Below are 26193 nucleotides of genomic sequence, written 5' to 3' on the forward strand. Positions count from 1 at the left end.
GACAAACGCCGTCTTTCGGCCCAGGGGTTCCAGGTCAATTAAGAGTCGATAAAGGGGGGAAGATGATCATCGGGCTCGATCACGTCGTCGTCCTGGTCAGGGATATCGGTGCGGCCAAAGCGGCCTATCAGACGCTGCTCGCCCGCGCGCCGGCCTGGCAGAACTCCGGCGAGGGCGCCGACCGGGTCCTGTTCACATTGGACAACATGACGATCGAATTGATGGCGCCGAGCGGCTTCAGTGTCGCCGCCGACCGCATGCGCGCGCTGCTCGACGATCAGGAGGGCGTGCTCGCCAGCCTGTGCTTTCGCGTCGCAGACATGAGCAAGACGCACCGCCGGCTGGAGCGCGTGGCCCTGAGACCGGATCCGGTCGCGGAGGTCGAAAGCAGCGATGCCGCATCCGATGCCGTGCTGCACTGGAAGCGCACGCGTGCCGCCACGGAGCTCACGCGCGGCGTGCGCATTTTCTTCCTCGAGCTCGCCGACGAGCGCCCCAAGTCCGTTGCGACCGACATCGCGCCGATCGAGGCGCTTGATCACGTCGTGATCACCACGGAAGATTCCGAGCGCGCCGCCGCTCTCTATGGCGCGCGGCTCGGGCTCGATCTGGCGCTCGACCGCTCCCACCAGGATTGGGGCCAGCTGATGTTCTTCCGCTGCGGCGATCTCATCGTCGAGGTGGTGCGCCGCCCGGTGGCAGGCGGCGATGCCGCGCACGACCTGCTCTGGGGCCTGAGCTGGCGGGTGGCCGACATCGACGCCACCCGCGCCCGCCTGATCGCTGCCGGTCTCGAGGTCTCCGAGGTCCGCAACGGCCGCAAGCCGGGCACGCGGGTGATGACGGTGCGGAACGGCACCTGCGGCATCCAGACCGTGCTGCTGGAGCGTTCGCCGAAGCCGGTGGATTGAGGGAGTCTTTCCTCCGTCATTGCGAGCCAACGGGTCCGCGCGAAGCGCGGCCCGATGACAGGCTCCGCGAAGCAATCCAGAAGCCCTCCGCGGCGGCAGTCTGGATTGCTTCGTCGCAAGGGCGCCTCGCAATGACGACTTCCTCGTGGTACACGCTGATCTGAGACCACCCAGCGAGCAACCGGTTTGGCGAAGGCAAAGCGAACTCTGAAATGGCAGCGCGATCCCGAGGGGATGCGGCTGCGTATTCTCGAGGCCGCCAAGCAGGAGTTTGCGGCCCACGGGCTCGCCGGCGCGCGCGTCGACCGCATCGCCGCCAAGGCCGGCGCCAACAAGCGTATGCTCTACTACCATGTCGGCAACAAGGACGAGCTCTATCTCGCCGTGCTTGAAGGTGCCTATGACAAGATCCGCAGCGAGGAGCGCGGGCTCGATCTCGAGCATCTCGACCCGCCCGAGGCGATCCGGCGGCTGATCGAATTCACCTGGAATTACTTCCTGCGCAATCCCGAATTCCTGTCGCTGCTCCAGACGGAGAATCTCGCGCGCGCAAAGCACCTGAAGCGCTCGACCAAGGTCAAGTCGATGCACTCGCCCTTCGTCGAGATGATCCGCACCGTGGTGCGCCGCGGCGTCGACAGCGGCGACTTCCAGGTCGCGGTCGATCCGGTGCAGCTCTACATCTCGATCGCGGGACTCTGCTTCTTCTATCTCTCGAATTCGGCGACGCTCAGCGTGATCTTCGGCCGCGATCTGCTGGACAAGAAGGCCAAGGACGAACGGCTGGCGCACATGGTGGGCCTCGTGCTGGCTGCGCTGACGGGTCAGTCCCTGGCGCTGTTCGAGATCGCGAAAGCGCCGAAATCGCGCAGCGTGGTGGTTCAGACAGCGTAGCTGCGCGTCCCCGCGCCCTGGCGGATTTGGCATTCGCCGTTCCTCAATCTCCGCTGTCATTCCCCGCTTTCGCGGGGAATGACACCGAGATTTTTCGCGGCAGTCCCGCTACGCGGCCCTTCACACGACATCCTTCACGTTCAGCGACTGGAACCCGCCCAAAAGGTCACAGGGAAAGCTCTGGACAGTATTTATCCAACGGGTTAATTTCTCCGCCAACGACAAAGATTGTCGGGAGTGAGACGTGGCTGAGTTGAAGCCGCAGAGTGCGGTGTCCAAGATGCTGAATGCGGCCTGGGTTCGGCCGTTTTTGTTCCTGGTCTTCATCGTCGTGGCTTGGGATCTGGCGATCCGGCTGTTCAAAATTCCCCCCTACCAGATCCCGTCGCCTGCCGACGTCGTGGCGGTGCTGCGCACCGAATGGCCGGAACTGCTGCGCCAGTCTTGGCCGACCACCTATGCGACCGTGTGCGGCTTCGTGCTGTCGGCGCTGTTCGGCATTCCCGTCGCAATGCTGATTGCCGGCTCCAAGACGGTGGAGAGCTACGTCTATCCGCTGCTGGTGTTCTCGCAATCCGTGCCGAAGATCGCGATCGCGCCGCTGTTCGTGGTCTGGTTCGGCTTCGGCATCATCCCGAAGGTGATCTCGGCGTTCCTGCTGGGCTTCTTCCCCGTCGTGGTCTCGGCCGTGCAGGGCTTTAAATCGGTCGATCCTGATATGGTCGATCTCGCCCGCGCCATGCAGGGCAGCCGCTTCCAAGTGTTCCGCGCGGTGAACCTGCCGCATGCGCTGCCCGCGATCTTCTCCGGTCTCAAAGTCTCGGTGACGCTCGCCGTGGTCGGCGCGGTCGTCGGCGAGTTTGTCGGCTCCAATTCCGGCATCGGCTACGTCATGCAGCGCTCGATCGGCACCTTCGACCTGCCGACGATGTTCGCTGCCCTCGTGATCCTGGCACTACTCGGCGTGGTCCTGTTCTGGATCGTGGACCGGATCGAGAAGCTGGTCATCCCCTGGCATGTCAGCCAGCGTGAGGACGTGATTTTCGCCTCTTAAGCAATTCTCGGCTCTGAAGTGAAGCAACGAACGGCCGCCAACGGCCGACGCAATAACGACAAGGGAGAGTAACGATGAAGCGGTGGATAGGGGTCGTCTCGGCAGCGCTGATGGTGTTTGCGGCGATGCCGGCACAGGCGGCCGATAAGGTCGTGCTGATGCTGAACTGGTACGTCTATGGCGAGCACGCGCCGTTCTATTACGGCAAGGCCAAGGGCATCTATGCGGCCGAAGGCATCGACCTCGAGATCCAGGAAGGCCGCGGCTCGGCTGCGACCACGCAGGCCGTCGCGGCGAAGACCGCCGATTTCGGCTATGTCGACGTTCCCACCATGATGCGGGCCGCAATCAAGGGTGCGCCGGTGGTTGCGACCGGCGTGCTGCTCCAGACCAGCCCGATGTCCGCCATGGGCTTCGTCGACAAGAACATCAAGAAGCCCGAAGACATCAAGGGCAAGACGGTGGCGATCACGCCGGCCGATTCCATGACCCAGATCTGGCCGCTGTTCCTGAAGAAGACCGGCCTGAAGGAGAGCGACTTCAAAACCGTTGCCGGCGACGGCCAGACCAAGCTCAACGCCGTCATCAACGGTCAGGCGGATCTCTTGCTCGGCTACGTCATGGACCAGTCGATGAAGATCAAGGACGCCACCGGGAAGGACGTCTATCCGATCAAGTTCGCCGACTACGGCATCAACATGGTTTCGTCAGGCATCATCGCCAACACCGACTATGTGAAGGCCAATGCCGATCTGGTTCGCCGCTTCATGTCGGCGACGACGAAAGCGGTCGAGGCCGCCGAGAAGGAGCCGAACGCCGCGGCGCAATCGATTCTCGATGCTAATCCCAAGGGCGGCAAGATCGATACGCTGACACAGGGCTTCGAACTGACCATCCCGCTCTACCGGACCGCGGACACCAAGAGCAAGCGGCCGTTCCAGGTCACCGACCAGAACATGACCGAGACCGTCAATCTTCTCGTCGAATATGGCGGCCTCGATGCCAAGGCCAAGGAGAACCCGAAGGCGTTCTACACCAACGACTATTTGCCGAAGAGCGGATCGTGAAGATAACAACACCGTCATTCCGGGATGGTCCGAAGGACCAGACCTCAGGTGCGCAATTGCGCACCGGGGAATCTCGAGATTCCGGGTTCGGCCTTCGGCCGCCCCGGAATGACGGCTCACATTGTCGAGTGGACTTGACGAGATGACCCCAGCAACGAAGGTGGTAGGTGACATCCAGCCGGCCGCGCATCTGCGTCTGGTGTTAGGCCGTGCCGGCGATGCGTCGGGCATCAAACTGTCCGGCGTGTCCAAGACCTACCGGACGCGCGACGGCGACGTGCCGTCGCTGCGGCCGCTCGATTTCAACATCAATGATGGCGAGTTCTTCGTCGTGGTCGGCCCAAGCGGCTGCGGCAAGTCCACGCTGCTCAAGCTGATCTCGGGATTGCTGCCGCCGACTACGGGCGAGATCCTGGTCGAGGGCGAGAGGGTGACGACGCCGCACGGCAATGTCGGCATCGTCTTCCAGAACGCGTTGCTCCTGCCCTGGCGCAACATCCTCAACAACGTCATGCTGCCGATCGACATGAAGCGGCTGGCGCGGGACAAATATCTCGCCCGCGCCAAGGATCTGTTGAAGCTGGTCGGGCTCGAAGGCTTCGAGAAGAAGCTGCCATGGCAGCTCTCCGGCGGCATGCAGCAGCGCGCCTCGATCTGCCGAGCGCTGGTGCACGATCCCAAGATCATGCTGATGGACGAGCCGTTCGGCGCGCTCGATGCGCTGACGCGCGAACGCATGAACGTCGAATTGATGCGGATCCAGCGCGAGACCAGGAAGACGGTGCTGCTGATCACGCATTCGATTCCGGAAGCCGTCTTCCTCGCCGATCGCGTACTGGTCATGACCGAGCGCCCCGGTGCGATCGCCGCGATCTATGATGTGCCGCTGCCGCGTCCGCGCTCGCTCGACGTGATGGCCGATCCCGTGTTCACCGAGCTCGTGCAACGCATCCGCAAGCATTTCTTCTCCCAAGGTGCATTGGACTGAAGCCATGGGATATCTCGGTCGCGACCACCAAGCCGGTGCGCTCCCTCCCCCGCCTGCGGGGGAGGGCTGGGGAGAGGGTGTCTTGGCTGGCAAGAATCCCCAAGAGGATAGAACCCTCACCCGGCGCTTCGCGCCGACCTCTCCCGCAAGCGGGAGAGGCGCGTCGCCCGCGGCCATACCGCTCGCACCAAGTTCAACTCGTTTTGTCATTAGACCATGTCACCCCGTCTGAAGCTGCGAGATATCGCATTCTTCGAACGTCCCGTGCATTTCGCGCGGCCGTTCCGCTTTGGCGCGATTGCCATCAGCGCGACGCCGCAGCTGTTCGTGCGGGTCGAGATCGAGGTCGAGGGCAAGGGAAGCGCGGTCGGCGCCAGCGCCGAGCTGCTGGTGCCGAAATGGTTCGACAAACGGCCGGAGCTGTCGCCGGCGCAGACGGTCGATGGTTTGCGACGCTCGCTGGAGATTGCGCGCGGACTTTATCTGGCGCGGACTGGATATTTGACGGCGTTCGATCTGCATGCCTCGTGCATCGGCGCCCAGGTCGCGACCTGCGCGAAGAAGAACATTCCGGCGCTTGCCGCGGTCTATGGTCCAGCGGAAATCGACAAGGCGATCCTCGATGCCCTGCTCCGCGCCGCCGAGACCAGCTTCTTCGATGGGATGGCCGCTAATATCGCGGGCATCGATGCGCGGCTGTCGCCTGACCTGAGCGAAAGGGACATCAGAACGTTTCTCTCGAGCCGGAAGCGGCTGGAGCGTGTTGCCATCAGGCATACCGTCGGCCTTGATGATGCCGTTGAAGGTGAGGGCGGAGTTGCCGACTCACGCGAGAACGCCGGTGCTCGCTATTTCAAGCTCAAGCTGTCGGGCGATCCCGCCGCCGACGCGGCGCGGCTGGCGCGGATCGGCAAGGAGCTCGATACGCTCGGACATGATTACAAGGCGTCGCTCGACGCCAACGAGCAATACGCCGATCTCGCCGCGTTGCAGGCGCTGGTGGATCGCCTCGATCATGATCCCGCGTTGCGGCCGATCGCCGCGCGCCTGCTCTATGTCGAGCAGCCGATGCCGCGCGACATCACGAGGCAATCGCCACTGGGCTCGCTCGGCGCGCGCGGTTTCATCATCGACGAAGCCGACGATAGCTACGATGCGTTCCCCACAGCGCGGGCCCTTGGCTATCGCGGTATCTCCTCGAAATCGTGCAAGGGTCTCTACAAGGCCATCGTCAACGCCACGCGCGCGGCGAAATGGAGCGCGGAAGGCGAGGCGTTCTTCGTCACCGCCGAGGATTTGACCTGCCAAGCCGGCCTTGCCGTGCAGCAGGACCTTGCGCTCGGTGCCCTGATCGGCGTCACTCATGCCGAACGCAACGGCCATCACTATGTCGACGGCTTTGGCGATACGCCCGCCGCTGAAGCTGCGGCCTTCGCGGCGTTGCATCCCGATCTCTATGCCGATGCCGGGCAGGGCATCCGTCTCTCCATTCACGACGGCGATCTCCTGACGGGATCGCTTCATGCTGCGGGCTTCGCCACCTCGGTCCATCCGGACTGGTCGGCGCTTCGCCCGCTCGAACAGCCAAAATCACTTCAGGAGCAATTGGCATGACCACTCAACGCCTCGGCCTCATCATGAACGGCGTCACCGGCCGCATGGGGCTCAACCAGCATCTGATCCGCTCGATCGTCGCGATCCGCGACCAGGGCGGCGTCCGCTTGAAGAACGGCGACCGCGTGATGCCCGACCCGATCCTGGTCGGCCGCAGCGCCGACAAGGTCGAGGCCCTAGCCAAGCGCTACAACATCACGCGCTGGACCACTGACCTCGACGCCGCGCTCGCCGACAAGAACGACACCATGTTCTTCGACGCCGCGACCACGCAGGCCCGGCCGGGCCTTCTGACCCAGGCCATCAATGCCGGCAAGCATGTCTATTGCGAGAAGCCGATTGCGACGAATTTCGAGGCGGCCGTCGAGGTCGTGAAACTCGCTAACGCAAAGGGCGTCAAGCACGGCACGGTGCAGGACAAGCTGTTCCTGCCCGGCCTGAAGAAGATCGCCTTCCTGCGCGACTCCGGCTTCTTCGGCCGCATCCTCTCGGTGCGCGGCGAGTTCGGCTATTGGGTGTTTGAAGGCGGTTGGCAGGAGGCGCAGCGGCCGTCCTGGAATTACCGCGACGAGGACGGCGGCGGCATCATCTTGGACATGGTCTGCCACTGGCGCTACGTGCTCGATAATCTCTTTGGCGAGGTCGAGAGCGTGAGCTGCATCGGCAACACCGACATTCCCGAGCGCTACGACGAGCAGGGCAAGAAATACAAGGCGACTGCGGACGACTCGGCTTACGCGACGTTCCAGCTCAAGGGCGGCGTCATCGCCCACATCAATATGTCCTGGGTGACGCGGGTCTACCGCGACGACCTCGTCACTTTCCAGGTCGACGGCACGCTCGGCTCCGCGGTCGCAGGGCTCACCGATTGCGTGATCCAGGCCCGGCAGGCGACGCCCCGTCCGGTGTGGAATCCCGATGAGAAGCGGCTGCACGATTTCTACGGCGACTGGCAGAAGATGCCCGACAACGTCTCCTACGATAACGGCTTCAAGGAGCAGTGGGAGATGTTCATCCGCCACGTCTACGAGGATGCGCCATACAAGTTCACGCTGCTCGAAGGCGCCAAGGGCGTGCAGCTCGCCGAGTGCGCGTTGAAGAGCTGGAAGGAGCGGCGCTGGATCGACGTCGCCCCGATCACGGCCTGAAGTCGAGTCCTAGTGTCAGTTGAGCCGTCATTGCGAGGAGCGAAGCGAAGCAATCCAGACTTTCTTTGCGGAGACGTTCTGGATTGCTTCGCTTCGCTCGCGATGACGGAGAGAGGTCAAAAATCATGAACAAGCCCGTCCAGCCCAAGCCTGCGCCTTCAATGTCGTCATTGTCGCTCAAGCTGCCGAAGGCCGATCGTTCGATCGAGACCTACCGGCTCGCGGCCTCGCGCACGTTTCCCGCAAAGCTCGAGGGCCCGCTGAGCCGCATCGCCTTCTCGGCCGTGCACACGGTCGCCGACCCCTTCGCCGACAACGATCCCTGGCTTTCGGTCGCTGTCGACTGGGACAGGACCATCGCCTTCCGCGAGCACGTCTGGGACCTCGGTCTCGGCGTTGCCGAGGCGATGGACACCGCGCAGCGCGGCATGGGGCTGGACTGGCCGACCTCGCTGGAGCTGATCACACGGTCGGTCGCTGCCGCCAAGCGTCGCAACGCACTGGTGTTCTCCGGCGCGGGCACCGACCATCTCGCGGTCGAGGATGCCAAGACCATCGACGACGTGATCCGCGCCTATGAGGAGCAGATCTCGGCGGTCGAGAAGGTCGGCGGCCGCATCATCCTGATGGCGTCGCGGGCGCTTTCCAAGCTCGGCCGCAATGCCGATGATTACGCCAAGGTCTATGATCGCGTGCTCTCGCAGGTCCGAGAGCCCGTGATCATCCACTGGCTGGGCGATATGTTCGATCCGGCGTTGACGGGCTATTGGGGTACCAAGGATCTCGACAACGCAATGGATATTGCGGTCGCCATCATCAACGCCAACGCTGCCAAAGTCGACGGCGTCAAGGTCTCGCTGCTCGACAAGCAGCGTGAAATCGATATGCGCCGACGCCTCGACAAGCGCATCAAGATGTACACTGGCGATGATTTCAACTATGCGGAGCTGATCGCCGGGGACAGCGAAGGCTTTTCGCATGCGCTGCTTGGCATCTTCGACGCCATCGCGCCGGCAGCATCCTACGCGCTGTCGCGGCTGGCGGCCGGCGATGAAGCCGGCTTCCACGACGTGCTGGGACCGACCGTTCCCTTGTCGCGCCACATCTTCAAAGCGCCGACGCGCTTCTACAAGACCGGGGTGGTGTTCATGGCTTATCTCAACGGCCACCAGGACCACTTCACCATGGTGGGTGGCCAGGAGAGCGCGCGCTCGATGCTGCATCTGGCCGAGCTGTTTCGCCTTGCTGACCAAGCGGGCCTGCTCGCCAATCCGGAACTCGCGACACAGCGGATGAAGACTGTGCTGGCCTCGCACGGACTTGAATCCTGATGCGCGATTTCTCGTCCGACCATCGCTGGCTGTCGCTGAACACGGCGACGGTCCGCAAGCAGGGTGACCTCATCGAGATCATCGATGCCTGTGCGAAGCAGGGCATCCGCGCCATCGATCCCTGGCGCGACCAGGTTGCTTCTGTCGGGCTCGACCGCGCGGTACGCGCCGTGCGCGACGCCGGCCTCGATCTCTCAGGTTATTGCCGCGGCGGCATGTTCACCTCGGATTGTTCGCGCCGGGGCGAAGTGCGCGACGACAACCGGCGCTGTGTGGATGAGGCGAAGGCGCTCGGCGCGCCCTGCATCGTACTCGTGGTCGGCGGCCTGCCGCAATATTCGCGGCCGGGCAGCAAGGCCTCGAAGGACATCGCCGCAGCGCGCGGGCAGGTCGAGGAAGCGCTGGCCGAGATGCTCGATTACGCCAAGCAGGCAGGCCTGCCGTTGGCGATCGAGCCGTTGCACCCGGCCTATGCAGCCGACCGCGCCTGCGTGAACACCACAAAACAGGCGCTCGACATCTGCGACCGGCTCGACCCCGGCCGCAGCGGCATGCTCGGCGTTGCGCTCGACGTCTATCACATCTGGTGGGATCCGGAGCTGATGGGCCAGATCGCGCGCGCCGGCCAAGATCGCCTGCTCGCCTTCCACGTCTGCGATTGGATGGTGCCGACCAAGGACATCCTCAACGACCGCGGCATGATGGGCGACGGCGTCATCGACATCAAATCCGTGCGTCAAGCGGTCGAAGCGCAGGGTTTTGCCGGCTATTCGGAGATCGAAATCTTCTCCAATGACTGGTGGGCCAAACCGATGGACGAGGTGCTGCGCACCTGCATCGCGCGGCACAAGACGGTGGTGTAGGTCACGCGCGCGCTGCCCTTACTGTCCTGCAACCTGTTGCAGCGTATTGAAGCGCGCCTTCTGCTCGCTGCTCAGCGTCGCGTAGAACTCGTCCAGTGCGGGTTGCACCAGCTTGGCGGCGGCGAGCATGGCTTGGAGACGATCCGCCATGGCTTCCAGGCGTCCGACTGGTGTCAACGGCACACTGTCCGGGCAGACGGCTTGCAGTGCTGCGACTGCCTGCTTCGTCGCATCGTCCAAGCGCTCGAGCGCATCCTTCTGCTTGCCTGCCGGACGGACAACGGCGTCGATGCGTTCGATCGGCAACTGGGTCAGGCCGGACTTCGGATCGCCGCAACCCTCGGCACTGGCTTCCTGCTGCTGTGACGAGCGGTCGCCGACAGGGGGCCCAAGCGCGTTGAAGCGCGCTTGCTGTTCGTCGCTGAGCGAGTTGTAGAATTTCTCCAGTGCCGGTCGCACGATCTTGACCGCTTCCAGTGTCGCGCTGATGCGATTCATCATCGCGCGCAGGCGGCCAGGCGGCGTCAATGCATAAGTCTCCGCGCAGGAATCCTTGAACACGGCGGCCGCGTTGGCCGCCGCGGTCTTCAACTCGTCGAGCAGCGCGCGTTGCTCCGGCGTCGGCTGCACTGCTTTCGCGATATCGGCAAGCGGCCAAGCCGTCACGCCCTTGTCTGGTGTGCCGCACAATTGCTGTAGCGTCTGCGGGCTCACGCTGGCGCGCGGGCGCGCCCGGCGGCCGCCGCCGGCTTGCGGATAGTCATACGGGTTGGTGCTGGCATAGGCGGAATAGGGGCCGTCACCGCCCCAGAACACGGTGTCGACGAAATCGTCATACGCGTACGCCCAATAGCCGGGCTCATAAGCATAGGACCAGAACGTGTAGTTGAAAATGTCGGAATAGGCGTATGGCCAGAACACCGGCCCAAGCCACGCCACGAAAGCCGCGGGATGGCGGTGACGCCAGGCCTGCCGGGGAGCCCAGCCGCTCTGGCGGGTGAGGAGGGCCGCTTGGGTCTGCGGATTGGCCTGCTCACGGAAGCGCGCGGCAAACCGCCCGCGCTCAGCAGCCTGCGCGGTGGTCGTGGTGGTCGGGGTGCGCGCGGCCGGGGCCTGGAGGCCAAGCCGCTGCTGGCGCGCCAGGTCGCTCTGCTGCGCGCGCTGCTCACGATCAAGCAAGCGGTTCTGCGCCTGGAGCGTCCTTTGCTGCAGGCGTTGCGCCCGCACGCTTTCCGGCTTTTGCGATTGCAACTGCTGCACACGCTGCTGGAGTCGTTCGATACGGGTCTGACGCTCCGTCGTCTGGCGGGACAGCATCTCGCGCTGCCGCTGCTGCACCATCTGCTCACGCTGCTGGACTTGCTGCTGGCGCTGTTGCGCGCGCTGTTCAATCTGATCCCGCCGCGACAGCCGCTCGCTCGCGGCCGGCGGTCCGCTGGGGCGCGATGGGGCCGCGATGTGCGGCATTGGCCGAGGCGCCATGGCCGGACGTTGCGGTGCTGCCGGCGCCCGATGGAATTCAGGCCGCGGTGTCACCACGTGCGGGGCTGCCCGCGGCGGTGCAGCGAAATGTGGGGACGGGCGCGGTGGCGGTGAGGCAATACGCGGCGCCGGATGTGGCGCCATGGCTGGTCGCTGCGGCATGGCCGGCCGCTGCATGGCCGGGGGATGATGGAAAGCCGGCGCTGCGGGGCGTGCCATGGCTGGCGGCGCCGCCGGATGGGCCATGGCCGGTGGTGCTGCTGGCCGAGCCGCCGGTGCTGCGGCCGGACCGGGTGGTCCGCCCCTTCCGTGTCCGAGTCCTTGGGCGAAAGCGCCGGCGCTCGTCGCCAGCACCGAGACACCAACTAAAAAAGCCGTAAGGCAAACGCAACGCGGAAGCATGGTTCTAGCTCCCAGCTCGTCATCGCCCACGAACTTCAACGCACAGATGGCGGGATCGTTCGTTCTTGACCGCGGCCGGCATTGCGATCTTCCGACGCAGGCAGCCTCAAGAGAAATCCTGGGTCAGGGTGGTGGCGAGCCGCTCCAGCGCCCAGTCGACCTGGTCGCTGGTGATCACCAGCGGCGGGGCGATGCGGATCGTGTATTCATGAGTATCCTTGGCGAGGATGCCCTTGCCCTGGAGCGCCTCACAATAACGGCGTGCTCCCCCGGCCTCTGGATGCAGCTCGACCGCCAGCATCAAGCCGCGTCCGCGCACCTCGCGGATCGTGTTGGCACGGATGCCCTTCAAGCCTTCGAGAAAGCGCGCGCCCTGCCTGGCCGCGTTCTCGATCATGCCTTCCTCGACCAGCACGCGCATCGCCGCGCGCGCCACCGCGCAGGCAAGCGGATTGCCGCCAAAGGTCGAACCATGCTGTCCGGGTCTCAGCGTCCCGAGCACGTCGTTATTCGAGAGCACGGCCGACACGGGGTAGAAGCCACCGGACAGGGCCTTGCCGAGCAGCGTCACGTCCGCCTCGATTCCCTCGTGCTGTTCGGCGAGCAGCTTGCCGGTACGGCCGAGCCCGGTCTGGATCTCGTCGAGCACCAGCATCACGTTGTTGGCCGTGCAGAGCTGACGCACCTTCGTGAAATAGCCGGCTGGAGGAATGACGACACCGGCTTCGCCCTGGATCGGCTCGACCAGAAAGGCGACGGTGTTCGGCGTGATTGCGTCTTCCAGCGCCGCGGCATCCCCGAACGGGATGATCCTGAAGCCAGGCGCGAACGGACCGAAGTGTGTGCGTGTCTCGGGATCGGTGGAAAAGCTGACGATGCCCAGCGTGCGTCCATGGAAATTGTTGGCGCAAACGATGATCTCGGCCTGGCCGTCCGGCACGCCCTTCACCTCGTAGCCCCATTTGCGGACCGACTTGATCGCGCTTTCGACCGCCTCGGCGCCGCTGTTCATCGGCAGCACCTTGTGGGAGCCGGTGAGCGCCGCGATTTCCTCGTAGAATAAGGCGAGCTGGTCGTTGTGAAAGGCGCGCGAGGTCAGCGTCAGCCTGTGCGCCTGTTCGACCAGTGCTGCCAGGATTTTGGGGTGGCAGTGGCCCTGGCTGACCGCCGAATAGGCCGAGAGGCAATCGAGATAACGGTTGCCTTCGGTATCCCACACCCAGACACCTTCGCCGCGGGACAGGACGACCCCGATCGGCTCGTAATTGTGGGCTCCAAAGCGTGCTTCTGTTGCGATGAAATCAAGGACCGACGAGCTCATCTGTCGTCACTCCATTGCCGCGCACGGGGGCGTCAACCGACTGCACCGCCGGCGGCCCTCAACTTGATCTAGGTATCAGCTTGCCGCCTCGGAAGCCTTCATGCGTCCGATGGTTGGCCCCTCCCGATTGCCAGAAATATCAGAGGGTTCCCTACTGTGCATGGGGTTGTTTTCGTCATTTTTGTTTGGAGGCTTCATCCGATCGCGCAGGGCACGCTCAAAAAGCCGCGAAACCGGACCCGCCCGCCCCGCACCGGCTGCCCGGTCACGGCATAGTTCGGGAAGCGCGCCAGGAAGCGCGAGATCGCGATCGCGCCTTCCAGCCGCGCCAGGGCCATGCCCGCGCATTGATGCGCGCCCGTGGCGAAGGCGAGGTGCCGGTTCGGCGTGCGCGCGATGTCGAAGCGTTCGGGCTCCGGAAACTGTGCGGGGTCGCGGTTGGCCGCGCCAATGCACAGCGTCACCGAGGTGCCGGCGTCGAGCATGACGCCGCCGAGCTCGACCTTCTCCGTGGTCATCCGATTGCCGAGCTGGTTGGAGCTCTCGTAGCGCAGCATCTCCTCGACGGCGGTCTTGATCATGTCGGGGTTGGCGATCAAGCGCTGCTTCTGGTCCAGATTGCGGTGCAGCGCGACGAGGCCGTTGCCGATCAGGTTGGTGGTGGTCTCGTGGCCGGCATTGAGCAGGAAGATGCAATTGTGCAGCAGCTCCTTCTCGGTCAGCCGCTCGCCGTTCTCCTCGCCGTTCCCTTCTCCTTGGATCAGGCGCGTCAGCACGTCGCGCTCGGGATTGCCGGGCTTTCGGCGCCGGCGCGCGACCAGCGTCTCGAGGTAGGCGAGGAAGTCCTGCACCGCTCTGTTGCCGCGCGCGGCCGCTTCGGGCGACACCACCGGTTCGAGCGCACCCAGGATCGCCAGCGACCAGTCGCGCAGCGGCGCGCGTTCCTCGTGGGGCACGTCGAGCAGATTGCCGATCACTTCGATCGGAATGGAGGCGGCAAAGTCCTCGATCAGCTCGCAAGCCCCCTTGGCGGCGATGGCGTCGAGCAGGCCGTCGACCAGCTTGATGAGGTCGCCCTCCATGCCGGCGATGGCGCGAGGCGACAGTGCGCCCATGATCAGGCGGCGCACGCGGGTATGGGAGGGCGGATCGTTGAAGACGAGGCTCGTGGTGTGATGCTCGTAGAGCAGGCTGTCGCCGTATTTCGGCGCGAACTCGCGCTTCTTGTCCGAGCTGAACGATTTGGTGTTCTTGTAGGTGGTGACGAGATCGTCATAGCGGGTCAGGAACACGGTGCCGTTCGGTAGGCGTTTGACCGGTTCGTTCTCCCGCAGTGCACGGTAGGTCGGATAGGGGTCGTCGTAGAACTCAGGCGTCAGCTTCTCGAGATCGAAGCTTGCCGCCAGCTCCTTCGCATCTGCGTTCATTCCGTTATACTCGCCGGTTAAAGCCGATATGCCGTTTTTGTTGTTCTGGCCGACGCGCGCATGCGTCTACAGTCGCGCCGTCTTTGCTAGCTGACCGGACAGGAAAATGCACGCGCGCGCTGACGCTCCCGACACGGCCCCGGAAGCAAGTGTTCTTTGGCCCGACGATATTTTCGCGACATTGCAGCGCTTCGACGTCCGGCAGGTGCCGTACGTGCCCGATGCCGGTCACTCGAAGCTGATCCAGCGCGTGCTGGCTTCCTCCACGATGCGCGGCATTCCGCTGACAACGGAGGAGGAGGGCGTGGCACTTCTCGCCGGCGCCTGGGCGGGCGGACAGCGCGGCGTGTTGCTGATGCAGTCGAGCGGTGTCGGCAATTGCATCAACATGCTGTCGCTGATCCCGATCCTGCGCTTTCCGTTCCTCACGCTCGTGACCATGCGGGGCGAGTGGGGCGAGTTCAATCCGTGGCAGGTGCCGATGGGGTCGACCACGCAGGGGGTGTTCGAGCTTTCCGGCGTCAAGGTGCTGCGCGCCTCGAACCCGGCCGAGGTGCCGGCCGTGCTGGAGGCGGCCGCAGCGCAGGCCTATAACGCACTCACTCCCACCGCCGTCCTTCTGTCGCAGCGCCTGATCGGTGCCAAGGTTTTCACCAAATGAGCAAGGCCAATCTCCTCGACCGCCGCCAAGTGGTGTCCACGCTGCTCGCGGAGCGCAAGGATGTGATCGCGATTGGCGGCTTGGGTGCCTCCACCAACGACATGTGCGCGGCCGGCGACCACGCGCGCAACTTCTATCTCTGGGGTGGCATGGGCGGAGCTGCGATGATCGGGCTCGGGCTCGCGCTGGCGCAGCCAAAGCTGCCGGTGCTGGTCATCACCGGTGATGGCGAGATGCTGATGGGCATGGGCAGTTTGGCCACCATCGGGCTGCAGAAGCAGGCCAATCTCTCCATCGTCGTGCTCGACAACGAGGCCTATGGCGAGACCGGCGGCCAGACCAGCCACACCTTCGCGGCTGCCGACCTCGTCGGCATCGCCCGGGCCTGCGGCATCGAGGACAGCCGGGCCGTCACGACCATGGCCGAGGTCGAGGCCTTCGCCAAAGCCGTCCACGACGTTTCCGCGGGGCCACGCTTTGCCAATGTGAAGATCGACAGCGCCAGCGTTGAGCGGATCTTGCCGACCCGGGACGGGACCTACATCGTCAACCGGCTCCGGGGCGACCTGGGCTTCCGGCCGATTTAGGGCCGGCCTTGCCGATGTCGTCGTCCTGCTCGTGCGCCGTGTGCGCGAGCCAGTTTCGACCCAATCTAGAGGTTGCGATGCAGCATAGTGCTTGACTTTTGCGTGGGTGAGTGCTTACTCACTAGCATGAGCTCATTGCGTATGACGAGCGACCTGAGGCGTCAATTGATCCTCGGTGCCGCGAAACGTTGCTTTGCCCGACACGGCTATAACGGCACCACGACCAAGAGCGTGGCGGCCGCCGCTGCTATTTCCGAGGCGCTGCTGTTCAAGCATTTCCCGTCCAAGGCGGCGCTCTACGCCGAGATCCTGAGCGACGAATGCGAGGCGGATCCGGCCCTGATGGAGCTGCTCGAACGGGAGCCCTCGACTGCCACCCTGGTCGAGGTGATCCGCGGCATGGTCGAGCATTTCCTTCACATCGCCGACGGGCCCGACCAGGAGGAGGCGCAGCGCCTGCGACTGATGGCCACGAGCCATTTGGATGATGGCGAATTCGCCCGTTTGCTATATGCCAAGATCGAGACGCTGATCGGGGCTGTCTTCGTCGCCTCACTCGAGCGCGCGGTTGCCGCGGGGGACGCACGGCCGTGCACTGGCGATCCACTCAACCTGTTCTGGTTCGCGCATCATTCGGTGATGACGGCGGCGCTGACCAGGCTGCCGGCCACGCCCTGTCTCGCTTACGGCAAGGCAAACGATCTGGAGCGGCAGCTCTGTGAATTTCTCCTGAGAGGTATCGGACTTAACGACGCCGCAATTGCTGCGCATCTAGGCCACAATCAGGCCGCGAATGCCGGCAAGACGGCGATTGCAGAAAGTGCATGACATGAACATCGTAGCCGAACACAAGATTTCGGGCCAACCGATCGACAACAAGGCTCCCAAGCGTCCGGTCCGGCCGGTGCTGTGGTTCATCATCGTCGGCGCGCTTCTCGCCGCGCTCGTCGGTGGCCTCGTCTGGTTCAATTATTTCCGCGGCCAGATGATCAAGCAGTTCTTCGCCAACAACAAGCCGCCGCCGACCGCGGTAAGCGCGGCCGAGGCGAAGTCGGAGGTGGTGCCGAACCTGCTCACCGCGGTCGGCAGCCTTGTCGCCGTGCATCAGGTCGACGTCAGCGCCGATGTCAATGGCCGCGTCACCGAGATCAAGTTCGAGCCCGGTACGCGTGTCGAAGCCGGCACGCCGCTGGTGCAGCTGTTCGACGCACCGGAGCAGGGCGATCTCGCCAATTACAAGGCGCAGGCGACCGTCGCGCAGCTGTCGCTCGACCGCGCCAAGCAGCTGGCCTCGCGCCAGTTCGGCCCGCAGGCGACCGTCGATCAGGCTCAGGCTGCCTACGACCAGGCGCAGGCCGGCATCGCCAAGACCGAGGCGCTGATTTCGCAGAAGCTGGTCCGCGCGCCGTTCTCCGGCGATCTTGGCATGCGCAAGGTCGAGGTCGGACAATATCTGACGGCCGGCACGGCGATCGTCTCGCTGACCGACTTGTCCGAGCTGTGGGCCAACTTCACGGTGACGGAAAAGGACTCTGGCAGCCTGAAGGTCGGCCAGACTGTCCGGCTCAGGGTGGATGCCTATCCGGGCCGCACCTTCGAGGGCAAGATCACCACGATCGAGCCGCAGATCGCGACCGATACCCGCAACATCCGCGTGCAGGCGACCATCGCCAATCCGGAGAAGATCCTGAAGCCCGGCATGTTCGTCACCACCACGGTGGTGCTGCCGGAGAAGCCGGCCGTGATCACCGTTCCGGAGACAGCGGTCGACTACACGCTGTACGGCGACTCGGTGTTCGTGATCACCGAGAAGAAGGAAGAAGACGGTAAGACCAGTCTCTCTGCGGTACGCACCTTCGTGCAGACCGGCAATCGGGTCGAAGGTCGCGTCGAGATCGTCAAGGGTCTGAAGCCGGGCGACAAAGTCGTCGCCGTCGGCCAGCTCAAGCTGCAATCGGGCGCCCCGGTGTCGATCTCGACCGACCCGGCCCCGGCAATCCCGGCGCAGCCGCCGCGCTACTGACCCATTACAACATTCGCGTGATCCGGCTCGGCCGGATCACGCTTCTTGAGACATAGAAATCGAGATCGCCGCGATGGCCTTTACCGACATTTTCATCAAGCGACCGGTCCTGTCGGTCGTCGTCAGCCTGCTGATCCTGCTGATAGGCCTGCGCGCGGCGATGGTGCTGCCGATCCGGCAGTATCCGAAGCTGTCGAACACCGTCATCAACATCACGACCGTGTATCCCGGCGCATCCGCGGACCTGATCCAGGGCTTCATCACGACGCCGATCGAGCAGGCGGTCGCTTCCGCCGAGGGCGTCGACTACATCACCTCGTCCTCGGTCCTCGGCACCTCGACGATCCAGGTCTATATCAAGCTGAACTTCGATCCGAACCAGGCGCTCACCGAGGTGCTGGCCAAGACGAACTCGGTCAAATATCTGATCCCGAAGGAATCCAACGACCCGATCGTCACCAAGACCACGGGTCAAACCACGGCCGTGATGTATCTCGGCTTCTCGTCCGAGGAGCTATCAGGCTCGGCGATCTCGGATTATCTGACGCGCGTGGTGCAGCCGGTGCTGTCGACGGTCGACGGCGTGGCCTCGGCCGACATTTTGGGCGGCCAGACCTTTGCGATGCGGCTGTGGCTTGATCCCGTTAAGATGGCCGGCCGCAACGTGTCGCCAGCGGACGTTGCGGCGGCGATCCAGGCCAACAACTTCCAGTCCGCGGCGGGCCAGACCAAGGGCTATCTCATCGTCTCGAACGTCTCGACGAATACGGGCCTGACCGACGTCAACCAGTTCAAGAAGATGATCGTCAAGGCCAAGGACGGCGGCTTCGTGCGGATGGAGGACATCGCCACCGTCGAGCTTGCGGCCCAAAGCACGGACGCGAGCGTTGCCTTCAACGGCGAGCATGCGATCTTCATCGGCGTACAGGCAACGCCGCAGGGCAACCCGCTGACGCTGGTCAAGGGCGTGCGCGCGCTGTTCCCCGAGCTCGAACGCAATCTGCCGCCCTCGATGAAGATGAAGGTCGCCTACGACTCGACCAAGTTCATCCAATCCTCGATCGACGAGGTGGAGAAGACGCTGGGCGAAGCCGTGATCATCGTGATCGTGGTGATCTTCCTGTTCCTCGCCTCGCTCCGCTCGGTCATCATTCCTGTCGTCACCATCCCGCTGTCGATGATCGGCGTCTGCACCCTGATGCTGGCGCTGGGCTTCAGCTTCAACCTCCTGACCCTGCTCGCGATGGTGCTCGCGATCGGCCTCGTGGTCGACGACGCCATTGTCGTGGTGGAGAACATCCACCGCCATCTGGAGGAGGGCAAGACGCCGGTACAGGCGTCGCTGCAAGGCGCGCGCGAAATCGTCGGCCCCGTCATCTCGATGACCATCACGCTAGCGGCCGTGTACGCACCGATCGGCTTTCTTGGCGGTCTCACCGGTTCGCTGTTTCGCGAATTCGCCTTCACGCTGGCGGGCTCGGTGATCGTGTCGGGCGTGGTCGCGCTGACGCTGTCGCCGATGATGTGCTCGGTGCTGCTGAAGAACACCGAAGAAGGCCGGTTCTCCAAGCTTGTGAACCGGGTGTTCGGCGCCATCACGCGGTGGTACGGGCGCAAGCTGGACCGCTCGTTGGATTACAAGGCGATCACCGGCCTGTTCGCGGTGACGATCCTCGGCTTGGTCGGCTTCCTCTACATGCACACCTCGAAGGAGCTGGCGCCGGAGGAAGACCAGGGCATCGTGTTTGCGGTGACCAAAGCGCCGAAATACGCCAACATCGACTATGTCGATTTCTATGGCGAGAAGCTCGACAAGGAATTCCAGAAATTCCCCGAGACCGATCTGCGTTTCGTGCTGAACGGCATCAACGGGCCGCAGGGCGGCATCGCCGGCATGCTCCTGAAGCCTTGGGACGAGCGCAAGCGGTCGTCGATCCAGCTCAAGCCGCTGGTGCAGGCCGAGCTCTCCAAGATCGAGGGCGTGCAGGCCTTCGCATTCAACCTGCCGCCGCTGCCGGGCGGGCCGGGCGGTCTGCCGATCCAGATGGTGATCAACTCCACCGCCGGATTCCAGACGGTCTATGAGCAGATGGAGAAGCTGAAGGACGCCGCACGCAAGAGCGGCATGTTCATCGTCTCCGACAGCGACCTTGCCTACAATCAGCCGAACGTGAAGGTCACGATCGATCGGACCAAGGCGCAGGACCTCGGCGTCAACATGCAGAACCTCGGCTCTACGCTCGCGGTGCTGCTTGGCGGCAACTACATCAACCGCTTCAACCTCGAGGGCCGCTCCTACCAGGTGATCCCGCAGGTGCCGCGCGGCAAGCGTCTGTCGCCGGAATCGCTCGGCGGCTACTATGTGACGACCAACACCGGCCAGCAGCTCCCGCTGTCCACGGTGGTGTCGATCGAGACCAAGACCGACCCGAACTCGCTGACCCACTACAACCAGCTCAATTCGGCGACGTTCTCGGCCGTGCCGATGCCCGGCGTGACCGTTGGTGCGGCAGTCGATTTCCTCGAAGGCGAGGCCAAGAAGCTGCCGCAAGGCTTCAGCCACGATTATCTGGCGGACAGCAGGCAGTATGTTCAGGAAGGTAACCAGCTCGCGATCACCTTCGGCTTCGCGCTGATCATCATCTTCCTGGTGCTGGCGGCGCAGTTCGAGAGCTTGCGCGACCCGCTGGTGATCATGATCTCGGTGCCGATGGCGATCGTCGGCGCGCTGATCCCGCTGTTCTTCGGCGTGGCGACGATGAACATCTACACCCAGGTCGGCCTGCTCACCCTGGTCGGCCTGATCACCAAGCACGGCATCCTGATGGTGGAGTTCGCCAATGAGCTCCAGGTCAGCGAGCGGCTCGACCGCCGCTCGGCCATCGAGATGTCGGCGCGCATTCGCCTGCGCCCGATCCTGATGACCACGGCCGCGATGGTGACGGGTCTGATCCCGCTCCTGACTGCGACCGGCGCCGGTGCGGCCAGCCGCTTCTCGATCGGTCTGGTCGTCGTGGCCGGCATGTCGATTGGCACGCTGTTCACGCTGTTCGTGCTGCCGGCGGTCTACGTGGTGCTGGCGACCGACCATCGCGCGGCGGCCGATTCGGAGCGGAACAAGCAAGTCAACGAGCTCGACCTCGGCTCCAACAAGGCCTTGCGGCCGACCTGAGGCTGTAGGCGCGCGAACCAGAGGGCGGCAGCGGTTTCCGTTGCCGCCCTTTTATTGTGTTTTTTGTGCCCCGGCGCGTAGTGAGGCGCCGCACCGGCCATCGGGCGGCCGCTCCCGGGTGCTTGCGAGAGACAAGGTCCGCTCTTCTTGGTAGTTTCCAAGGGATGAGCCTTTCCGTTGTTCCCGACACCCCGCAAGCCAGGACGCTGCCGACCGCGGCAGCGGATGGTGTCCCTGCCGGCGCGGGGATGGGGCAGGGGATCAGGAGCCGGTTGTTCACCAAATATGTCGCGCTGTTCGTGGCCGTGGTCACCGTCGCGCTCCTCGCCAACGGCCTGTTCGAGGTCTTCTTCTATTATCGCGAACACAAGGCCTCGCTGATCCGGGTCCAGCATGAGCAGGCCGAGGCGGCCGCGGCCAAGATCGGGCAGTTTGTCAAGGAGATCGAGAGCCAGCTCGGCTGGACCACGCAACTGCCCTGGTCGGCGGGCTCGATCGAGCAGCGCCGGTTCGACGCGCTGCGGCTGCTGCGTCAGGTGCCTGGGATCACCGAGTTTGCCCAGGTGGATTCGACCGGCAAGGAGCGGTTGCGGGTCTCGCGGCTGGCGATGGATGCGATCGACAGCGGCATCGACCTATCGAGCGACCCAAAGTTCACCGAAGCAGTCGCACACAAGGTCTATTACGGACCCATCTATTTCCGCAGGGAGTCCGAGCCGTACATGACGCTGGCGCTGGCCGGTGCGCGCAAGGATGCCGGCGTCAGCATCGCCGAGGTCAACCTCAAGCTGATCTGGGACGTTGTGTCCCAGATCAAGGTCGGTGAGCGCGGAGTTGCCTACGTGGTCGGACCGGGAGGGCGCCTGATCGCGCATCCCGACATCAGTCTTGTGCTGCGCAACACCGACATGTCTGGTCTCGCGCAGGTGCGCGGCGCTCAAGCCGGGGGCGGCGTCATGCCGGACGCATTGCAGGAGGCGACGAACATTCAGGGGCAGAAGGTTCTGACGGCCTCCGCCCCGATCGCGCCGCTCGGCTGGACAATGTTCGTGGAATTGCCGGTCGAGGAGGCCTACGCTTCGCTCTACGCCTCGTTACAGCGGCTTGCGATCGTGCTGCTGGCGGCTTCGATTTTCGCGGTGCTTGCGGGGATCTTTCTCGCGCGCCGCATGGTCGGTCCGATCCAGGCGCTGCGCAGCGGCGCCGAGCGGATCGGCGGCGGCGACTTCTCCCAGCGCATCTCGATCAAAACCGGCGACGAGTTCGAAGGTCTCGCCGACCAATTCAACGAGATGGGCGCGCGCTTGCAGGAATCCTACGCCGACCTCGAAAACAAGGTCGAACGGCGCACAGCGGAATTGAGCGAGTCCCTGCAGCAGCAGACTGCGACCGCCGACGTGCTGAAAGTCATCAGCCGTTCGGCGTTCGACCTGCAAGCCGTGCTGAACACGCTTGTTGGCTCGGCAGCCCGCCTGTGTGACGCGGACGAGGGAACGATTTTCCGGCCCAATGATGGCGTTTTCTATTTGGCGGCAAGCTGCGGGCTCGGCGCGGAGCAGGAAAACAAGCTTCGGACTTTCGCGTCTGTACCTGAACGGGGAAGTGTGGTCGGCCGCACGCTGCTCGATGGCAAGACGGTTCATGTCCCGGATGTGCAGGCCGACCCGGAATACGCGCCTTCGTCCGCCCGAAGGCGCGCCAACGTACGTACGATGCTGGGTGTGCCCTTGCTTCGAGAGGGCACACCGATCGGCGTGTTCGTTCTGACGCGACACGAGGTGCGGCCGTTTAGCGCGAAGCAGATCGGACTCGCCACGACCTTCGCAGACCAGGCCCTTATCGCGATCGAGAATGTCCGGTTGTTCGAGGAGGTCCAGGAACGGACCAGAGAGTTGTCGCAGTCGCTCGACGACCTGCGCGCCGCCCAGGATCGCCTGATCCAGACCGAGAAGCTCGCGTCCCTCGGCCAGCTCACGGCGGGCATCGCCCATGAGATCAAGAATCCGCTCAACTTCGTCAACAACTTCTCAGCGGTGTCGACCGAGCTGCTCGACGAGCTCAAGGAGACCCTGCAGTCGGCCGCGCTCGACGGCAAGATGAAGGAGGAGGTCGATGAGCTGACCGGCATGCTCAGGAGCAATCTCGAGAAAGTGGTGCAGCACGGCAAACGCGCCGATTCCATCGTCAGGAACATGCTGCTGCATTCGCGCGAGGGCTCCGGCGAGCATCGCGTCGTCGATATCAATGCAGTCCTGGAGGAGAGCCTAAATTTGGCCTACCACGGCGCGCGCGCCGAAAGACCGGCCTTCAACGTCACGCTCCAGCGCGAACTCGATCCCGCCGCCAGTATGGTCGATATCTATCCGCAGGAGATCACGCGCGTCTTTCTCAACCTGATCTCCAACGGCTTCTACGCAACTGCCAAGCGCAAGGAGAGCGCCGTTGACGCCTTCGAGCCGATCTTGCGCGCGGCAACGAAGAACCTCGGCGAGAGAGTCGAGATCCGGATCCGCGACAACGGCACCGGGATCCCGCCCGAGGTGAAGGAGAAGATGTTCAATCCATTCTTCACCACCAAGCCGGCCGGCGAGGGCACCGGGCTCGGCCTTTCCATGAGCCATGACATCGTCGTGAAACAGCACGGCGGCACGATCGACGTGAACACCGAGCCCGGTGTATTCACCGAATTCATCATCACGCTGCCGCGCATGATGGCGGCAAGTGGAACTACTGGAGACAAGACTTGAACGTTTATATCCTGGTCGTCGATGACGAGCCCGACGTCGAGGCGCTGTTCCGGCAGCAGTTCCGGCGGGAGCTGCGCGCGGGACGCTTCCAGATGGAGTTTGCGTCCTCTGCGCCAGATGCGCTGAGGCGCGCGGCCGAAGTTCGCGATCCCTCGCTGATTTTGATTCTCTCGGACATCAACATGCCCGGCATGAGCGGGCTCGACATGCTGCCGAAGGTGCGTGCCGCGCATCCGGATGTTCCCGTCATCATGATCACGGCCTATGGCGATGCCGAAACGCGCCGCAAGGCGATCGAGCGCGGCGCCGTCGGGCTCCTCACCAAGCCGATCGACTTTGCGCTGTTGCGGCAGGAGATCGACACGAGGCTCGAGCAAGCCGCATGACTGCGACCATCCTCTTCGTCGATGATGAACCGGATCTCGAGGCGCTGATTCTGCAAAAATTCCGCAGGCAGATCCGGGACGGGCTCATCGACATCATGTTCGCGCGCGACGGCCTTGAGGCGCTGCAATCGCTTGAGCGGAATCCGCATGTCGATATGGTGGTCTCCGACATCAACATGCCGCGGATGGACGGACTGTCGCTGCTCACGAAGCTTCAGGAGGCCGAGGACAAGAAGTCGACCATCATCGTCTCCGCCTATGGTGACATGAGCAACATCCGTACCGCCATGAACCGCGGCGCGTTCGACTTCCTGACCAAGCCGATCGATTTCGCCGATCTGGAAGCCACGATCGATAAAACCATTCGCCACGTCGAGATGCTGCGCGAGGTGCGGCGGCGCCAGATGGAAGCCGAGCGCGCCCATGCCTCGCTGTCGCGCTTCTTCTCGCCGGAGATCGCAAGGCGCCTGGCGGCGGATGTCGCCGGCGACGGCATGGAGGTGCAGTGGCGCGACGTCGCGACCATCTTTACCGACATCACCGGCTTCACCTCGCTGGTGGAGAGCGCACCGCCCCAGATGCTCGGCGAGCTCCTCAATGAATATGTCGGCGGCATGACCGAGATCGTCTTCGCACATGAGGGGACGGTCACGAAAATCATCGGCGATGCGATCCAGGTGCTCTTCAACGCGCCGGGGGACCAGCCGGATTATGCGACGCGTGCAGTCACTTGCGCACATGATCTCGACGCCTGGGCGGAGGCCTTCTCGGCGCGTTGGAGGGGCAGAGGCGTGAATTTCGGGACCACTCGGATCGGCGTGCATGCAGGCCCGGCGCTGGTCGGTAATTTCGGCGGCAATCGCTTCTTCGACTACACCGCCTACGGCGACACCATCAATATTGCGGCGCGGCTGGAGGCTGCCAACAAGCATCTGGGAACGCGCATGTGTGTCAGCATCAGCGTCGCCACGTCGGCCGATAACTTTCAAGGCCGCCCAATAGGCGAGCTGATGCTGCGCGGACGCAGCGAGCCGCTGCGCGCGTTCGAACCGCTGTCGGAGGCCAAATTCGAAGCGTCGGAAACGGCGCTATATTCCCAGGCTTTTGCCAAGATGGAGGCCGGCGACGTCGCCGCCATGCCGGCATTCGCGGCGCTGGTCGGCATGAACGCCGACGATCCCCTGGCCGGCTTTCACCTGAAGCGCCTGCTCAACGGCGCCAAGGGCATTCGCATGCAACTGGAATAGGAGTCCGTCATGATTCGTGAGTTCTCTGCCGGCAATTATCGTTTCATTCCGTCCGTGTTCCAGTATTCGGCGGGTGCCGCCGCAGATGACGGCTACGAGATCGAGCGCGTCCGGTTCGATCGCCTGGTGCCGCTTGCGGAAGGATTTGCGCTGGCGGCAAAGCTCATCCAGGAGGCAGGGCGGCCGCTCACGGCGTTCTGTGCCTGCGAATTGCGCTCGCCGGCGGCCTTCAGCGAGGAAGGTTTTCGCGCGTTCAACCTGCACTATGTGAAGACGCTGTCGGAATGGGGGATCTTCGACGGCACCAACAATCCCGTGGCACGCAGCAATGTCTGTCCCGAGATCGATCCGCCGTCGGAGCCGTCGTTCTACGCGTTCTCCTTCACGCGCCCGACCCCGTCGAAATCGCCGAGCTTCGTGATCGCCGGCGGAGCCGAGGCTCGCGAGGGCAGCGGCACCTATGTCGAGCGCACGGTACGTTACCGCGACCTCAGCCCGGAAGGGCTGCGGGAGAAGGTACGCTTCACGACGACCGCGCAGATGGAGAACCGGATGGCGGCCTTCGGCTTCGGCTGGAAGGACACCACCGGCGTGCAGGCCTATTCGGTGCATGACTTCCATCACGCGCTGGTCGACGAGTTGGTGCGCCGCGGCGCGTTGCGCTCCGGCCTCACCTGGCATTTTGCCCGACCACCCGTGGTCGATCTGGAATATGAGATGGACTGCCGCCGCGTGATGCGGGAGATCGTCATTTAAGATCCTCATCCTGAGAGCCTGACCGAAAAAGGGTGAGCGGTTTTGGCCGGCTTGTGATTCCTTCGGATTTGCAAAGATTCGAGGGAGGACACCATGCCGTGGACCAAAACCG

Annotated in this window: 21 protein-coding genes; 18 read left to right on the forward strand and 3 right to left on the reverse strand. The window is 63.9% G+C overall.

The genetic code is table 11. From position 1 onward, the window contains the following. The first annotated feature begins 62 nt into the window (after nt 1-62). The 9 genes from IVA78_RS24380 to IVA78_RS24420 all read left to right on the forward strand — a co-directional run bounded on the left by IVA78_RS24380 (nt 63) and on the right by IVA78_RS24420 (nt 9870). Nucleotides 63-911, forward strand: a complete 849-nt coding sequence (locus IVA78_RS24380; protein ID WP_247279313.1) for a VOC family protein — start codon at nt 63-65, stop codon at nt 909-911. A gap of 186 nt (nt 912-1097) precedes the next feature. Next, on the forward strand, nt 1098-1805 hold the full coding sequence (locus IVA78_RS24385; protein ID WP_247279314.1) for a TetR/AcrR family transcriptional regulator: 708 nt from the start codon (nt 1098-1100) through the stop codon (nt 1803-1805). Between the two features lie 244 nt (nt 1806-2049). Further along, nucleotides 2050-2859 (forward strand): ABC transporter permease, encoded by an 810-nt coding sequence (locus IVA78_RS24390; RefSeq protein ID WP_247279315.1) that lies wholly within the window; start codon nt 2050-2052, stop codon nt 2857-2859. A gap of 74 nt (nt 2860-2933) precedes the next feature. Further along, nucleotides 2934-3926, forward strand: coding sequence for an ABC transporter substrate-binding protein (locus IVA78_RS24395; protein ID WP_247279316.1), 993 nt, complete (start codon nt 2934-2936; stop codon nt 3924-3926). Between the two features lie 142 nt (nt 3927-4068). Then, nucleotides 4069-4914, forward strand: coding sequence for an ABC transporter ATP-binding protein (locus tag IVA78_RS24400; RefSeq protein ID WP_247279317.1), 846 nt, complete (start codon nt 4069-4071; stop codon nt 4912-4914). Between the two features lie 216 nt (nt 4915-5130). Further along, nucleotides 5131-6528 (forward strand): hypothetical protein, encoded by a 1398-nt coding sequence (locus IVA78_RS24405; protein ID WP_247279318.1) that lies wholly within the window; start codon nt 5131-5133, stop codon nt 6526-6528. Further along, nucleotides 6525-7676: a Gfo/Idh/MocA family oxidoreductase gene (locus IVA78_RS24410; RefSeq protein WP_247279319.1), complete on the forward strand. Its 1152-nt coding sequence runs from the start codon at nt 6525-6527 to the stop codon at nt 7674-7676. The genes IVA78_RS24405 and IVA78_RS24410 overlap by 4 nt, the downstream gene beginning before the upstream one ends. A gap of 125 nt (nt 7677-7801) precedes the next feature. Further along, entirely contained in the window at nt 7802-9007 is a 1206-nt protein-coding gene (locus IVA78_RS24415) for a dihydrodipicolinate synthase family protein (RefSeq protein WP_247279320.1), read from the forward strand. Further along, nucleotides 9007-9870: a sugar phosphate isomerase/epimerase family protein gene (locus IVA78_RS24420; RefSeq protein WP_247279321.1), complete on the forward strand. Its 864-nt coding sequence runs from the start codon at nt 9007-9009 to the stop codon at nt 9868-9870. The genes IVA78_RS24415 and IVA78_RS24420 overlap by 1 nt, the downstream gene beginning before the upstream one ends. 18 nt (nt 9871-9888) lie before the next feature. On the opposite strand, the gene IVA78_RS24425 is transcribed toward IVA78_RS24420, so the two are convergent. From IVA78_RS24425 to IVA78_RS24435, 3 genes are all read right to left on the reverse strand, one after another. After that, nucleotides 9889-11337, reverse strand: a complete 1449-nt coding sequence (locus IVA78_RS24425) for a Spy/CpxP family protein refolding chaperone (RefSeq protein WP_247279322.1) — start codon at nt 11335-11337, stop codon at nt 9889-9891. Nucleotides 11338-11860: 523 nt separating this feature from the next. Continuing rightward, on the reverse strand, nt 11861-13075 hold the full coding sequence (rocD, locus tag IVA78_RS24430; RefSeq protein ID WP_247279323.1) for an ornithine--oxo-acid transaminase: 1215 nt from the start codon (nt 13073-13075) through the stop codon (nt 11861-11863). A 194-nt stretch (nt 13076-13269) separates the two neighbouring features. Then, on the reverse strand, nt 13270-14502 hold the full coding sequence (locus IVA78_RS24435; protein ID WP_247449710.1) for a cytochrome P450: 1233 nt from the start codon (nt 14500-14502) through the stop codon (nt 13270-13272). A gap of 106 nt (nt 14503-14608) precedes the next feature. On the opposite strand from IVA78_RS24435, the gene IVA78_RS24440 reads away from it, so the two are divergent. The 9 genes from IVA78_RS24440 (at nt 14609) to IVA78_RS24480 (ending at nt 26081) form a co-directional block, all read left to right on the forward strand. Further along, complete coding sequence (locus IVA78_RS24440) at nt 14609-15163, forward strand: phosphonopyruvate decarboxylase (RefSeq protein WP_247279325.1); 555 nt, start codon at nt 14609-14611, stop codon at nt 15161-15163. Then, entirely contained in the window at nt 15160-15750 is a 591-nt protein-coding gene (locus IVA78_RS24445; protein WP_247468282.1) for a thiamine pyrophosphate-dependent enzyme, read from the forward strand. The genes IVA78_RS24440 and IVA78_RS24445 overlap by 4 nt, the downstream gene beginning before the upstream one ends. A gap of 126 nt (nt 15751-15876) precedes the next feature. Beyond that, nucleotides 15877-16578, forward strand: a complete 702-nt coding sequence (locus IVA78_RS24450) for a TetR/AcrR family transcriptional regulator (protein ID WP_247279327.1) — start codon at nt 15877-15879, stop codon at nt 16576-16578. Nucleotide 16579: 1 nt separating this feature from the next. Next, a complete protein-coding gene (locus IVA78_RS24455; protein ID WP_247279328.1) occupies nt 16580-17773 on the forward strand; it encodes an efflux RND transporter periplasmic adaptor subunit in 1194 nt (397 codons plus the stop codon). Between the two features lie 73 nt (nt 17774-17846). Continuing rightward, nucleotides 17847-20945 (forward strand): MexW/MexI family multidrug efflux RND transporter permease subunit, encoded by a 3099-nt coding sequence (locus tag IVA78_RS24460; protein ID WP_247449715.1) that lies wholly within the window; start codon nt 17847-17849, stop codon nt 20943-20945. A 164-nt stretch (nt 20946-21109) separates the two neighbouring features. Continuing rightward, nucleotides 21110-23692 (forward strand): ATP-binding protein, encoded by a 2583-nt coding sequence (locus tag IVA78_RS24465; protein ID WP_247279851.1) that lies wholly within the window; start codon nt 21110-21112, stop codon nt 23690-23692. After that, on the forward strand, nt 23689-24078 hold the full coding sequence (locus IVA78_RS24470) for a response regulator (RefSeq protein ID WP_247279850.1): 390 nt from the start codon (nt 23689-23691) through the stop codon (nt 24076-24078). Before IVA78_RS24465 ends, IVA78_RS24470 begins: the two co-directional genes overlap by 4 nt. Further along, a complete protein-coding gene (locus IVA78_RS24475) occupies nt 24075-25325 on the forward strand; it encodes an adenylate/guanylate cyclase domain-containing protein (RefSeq protein ID WP_247279849.1) in 1251 nt (416 codons plus the stop codon). The genes IVA78_RS24470 and IVA78_RS24475 overlap by 4 nt, the downstream gene beginning before the upstream one ends. A gap of 9 nt (nt 25326-25334) precedes the next feature. After that, nucleotides 25335-26081 carry a hypothetical protein gene (locus tag IVA78_RS24480; protein WP_247279848.1) on the forward strand — a complete coding sequence of 249 codons (747 nt, stop codon included), beginning with the start codon at nt 25335-25337 and terminating at the stop codon, nt 26079-26081. The last annotated feature ends 112 nt before the right edge of the window (nt 26082-26193 follow it).

The organism is Bradyrhizobium sp. 137 (assembly GCF_023074095.1).
GTDB lineage: Bacteria > Pseudomonadota > Alphaproteobacteria > Rhizobiales > Xanthobacteraceae > Bradyrhizobium.

Excerpts from the sequence above, each read along its gene's own strand:
- IVA78_RS24420 (WP_247279321.1), top strand. The coding sequence starts at position 9,007 with ATGCGCGATTTCTCGTCCGACCATCGCTGGCTGTCGCTGAACACGGCG.
- IVA78_RS24435 (WP_247449710.1), bottom strand. The coding sequence starts at position 14,502 with ATGAACGCAGATGCGAAGGAGCTGGCGGCAAGCTTCGATCTCGAGAAG.
- IVA78_RS24410 (WP_247279319.1), top strand. The coding sequence starts at position 6,525 with ATGACCACTCAACGCCTCGGCCTCATCATGAACGGCGTCACCGGCCGC.
- IVA78_RS24425 (WP_247279322.1), bottom strand. The coding sequence starts at position 11,337 with ATGCCGCACATCGCGGCCCCATCGCGCCCCAGCGGACCGCCGGCCGCG.
- IVA78_RS24405 (WP_247279318.1), top strand. The coding sequence starts at position 5,131 with ATGTCACCCCGTCTGAAGCTGCGAGATATCGCATTCTTCGAACGTCCC.
- IVA78_RS24380 (WP_247279313.1), top strand. The coding sequence starts at position 63 with ATGATCATCGGGCTCGATCACGTCGTCGTCCTGGTCAGGGATATCGGT.
- IVA78_RS24400 (WP_247279317.1), top strand. The coding sequence starts at position 4,069 with ATGACCCCAGCAACGAAGGTGGTAGGTGACATCCAGCCGGCCGCGCAT.
- IVA78_RS24480 (WP_247279848.1), top strand. The coding sequence starts at position 25,335 with ATGATTCGTGAGTTCTCTGCCGGCAATTATCGTTTCATTCCGTCCGTG.
- rocD (WP_247279323.1), bottom strand. The coding sequence starts at position 13,075 with ATGAGCTCGTCGGTCCTTGATTTCATCGCAACAGAAGCACGCTTTGGA.
- IVA78_RS24450 (WP_247279327.1), top strand. The coding sequence starts at position 15,877 with ATGAGCTCATTGCGTATGACGAGCGACCTGAGGCGTCAATTGATCCTC.
- IVA78_RS24455 (WP_247279328.1), top strand. The coding sequence starts at position 16,580 with ATGAACATCGTAGCCGAACACAAGATTTCGGGCCAACCGATCGACAAC.
- IVA78_RS24460 (WP_247449715.1), top strand. The coding sequence starts at position 17,847 with ATGGCCTTTACCGACATTTTCATCAAGCGACCGGTCCTGTCGGTCGTC.
- IVA78_RS24445 (WP_247468282.1), top strand. The coding sequence starts at position 15,160 with ATGAGCAAGGCCAATCTCCTCGACCGCCGCCAAGTGGTGTCCACGCTG.
- IVA78_RS24395 (WP_247279316.1), top strand. The coding sequence starts at position 2,934 with ATGAAGCGGTGGATAGGGGTCGTCTCGGCAGCGCTGATGGTGTTTGCG.
- IVA78_RS24415 (WP_247279320.1), top strand. The coding sequence starts at position 7,802 with ATGAACAAGCCCGTCCAGCCCAAGCCTGCGCCTTCAATGTCGTCATTG.
- IVA78_RS24465 (WP_247279851.1), top strand. The coding sequence starts at position 21,110 with ATGAGCCTTTCCGTTGTTCCCGACACCCCGCAAGCCAGGACGCTGCCG.
- IVA78_RS24440 (WP_247279325.1), top strand. The coding sequence starts at position 14,609 with ATGCACGCGCGCGCTGACGCTCCCGACACGGCCCCGGAAGCAAGTGTT.
- IVA78_RS24475 (WP_247279849.1), top strand. The coding sequence starts at position 24,075 with ATGACTGCGACCATCCTCTTCGTCGATGATGAACCGGATCTCGAGGCG.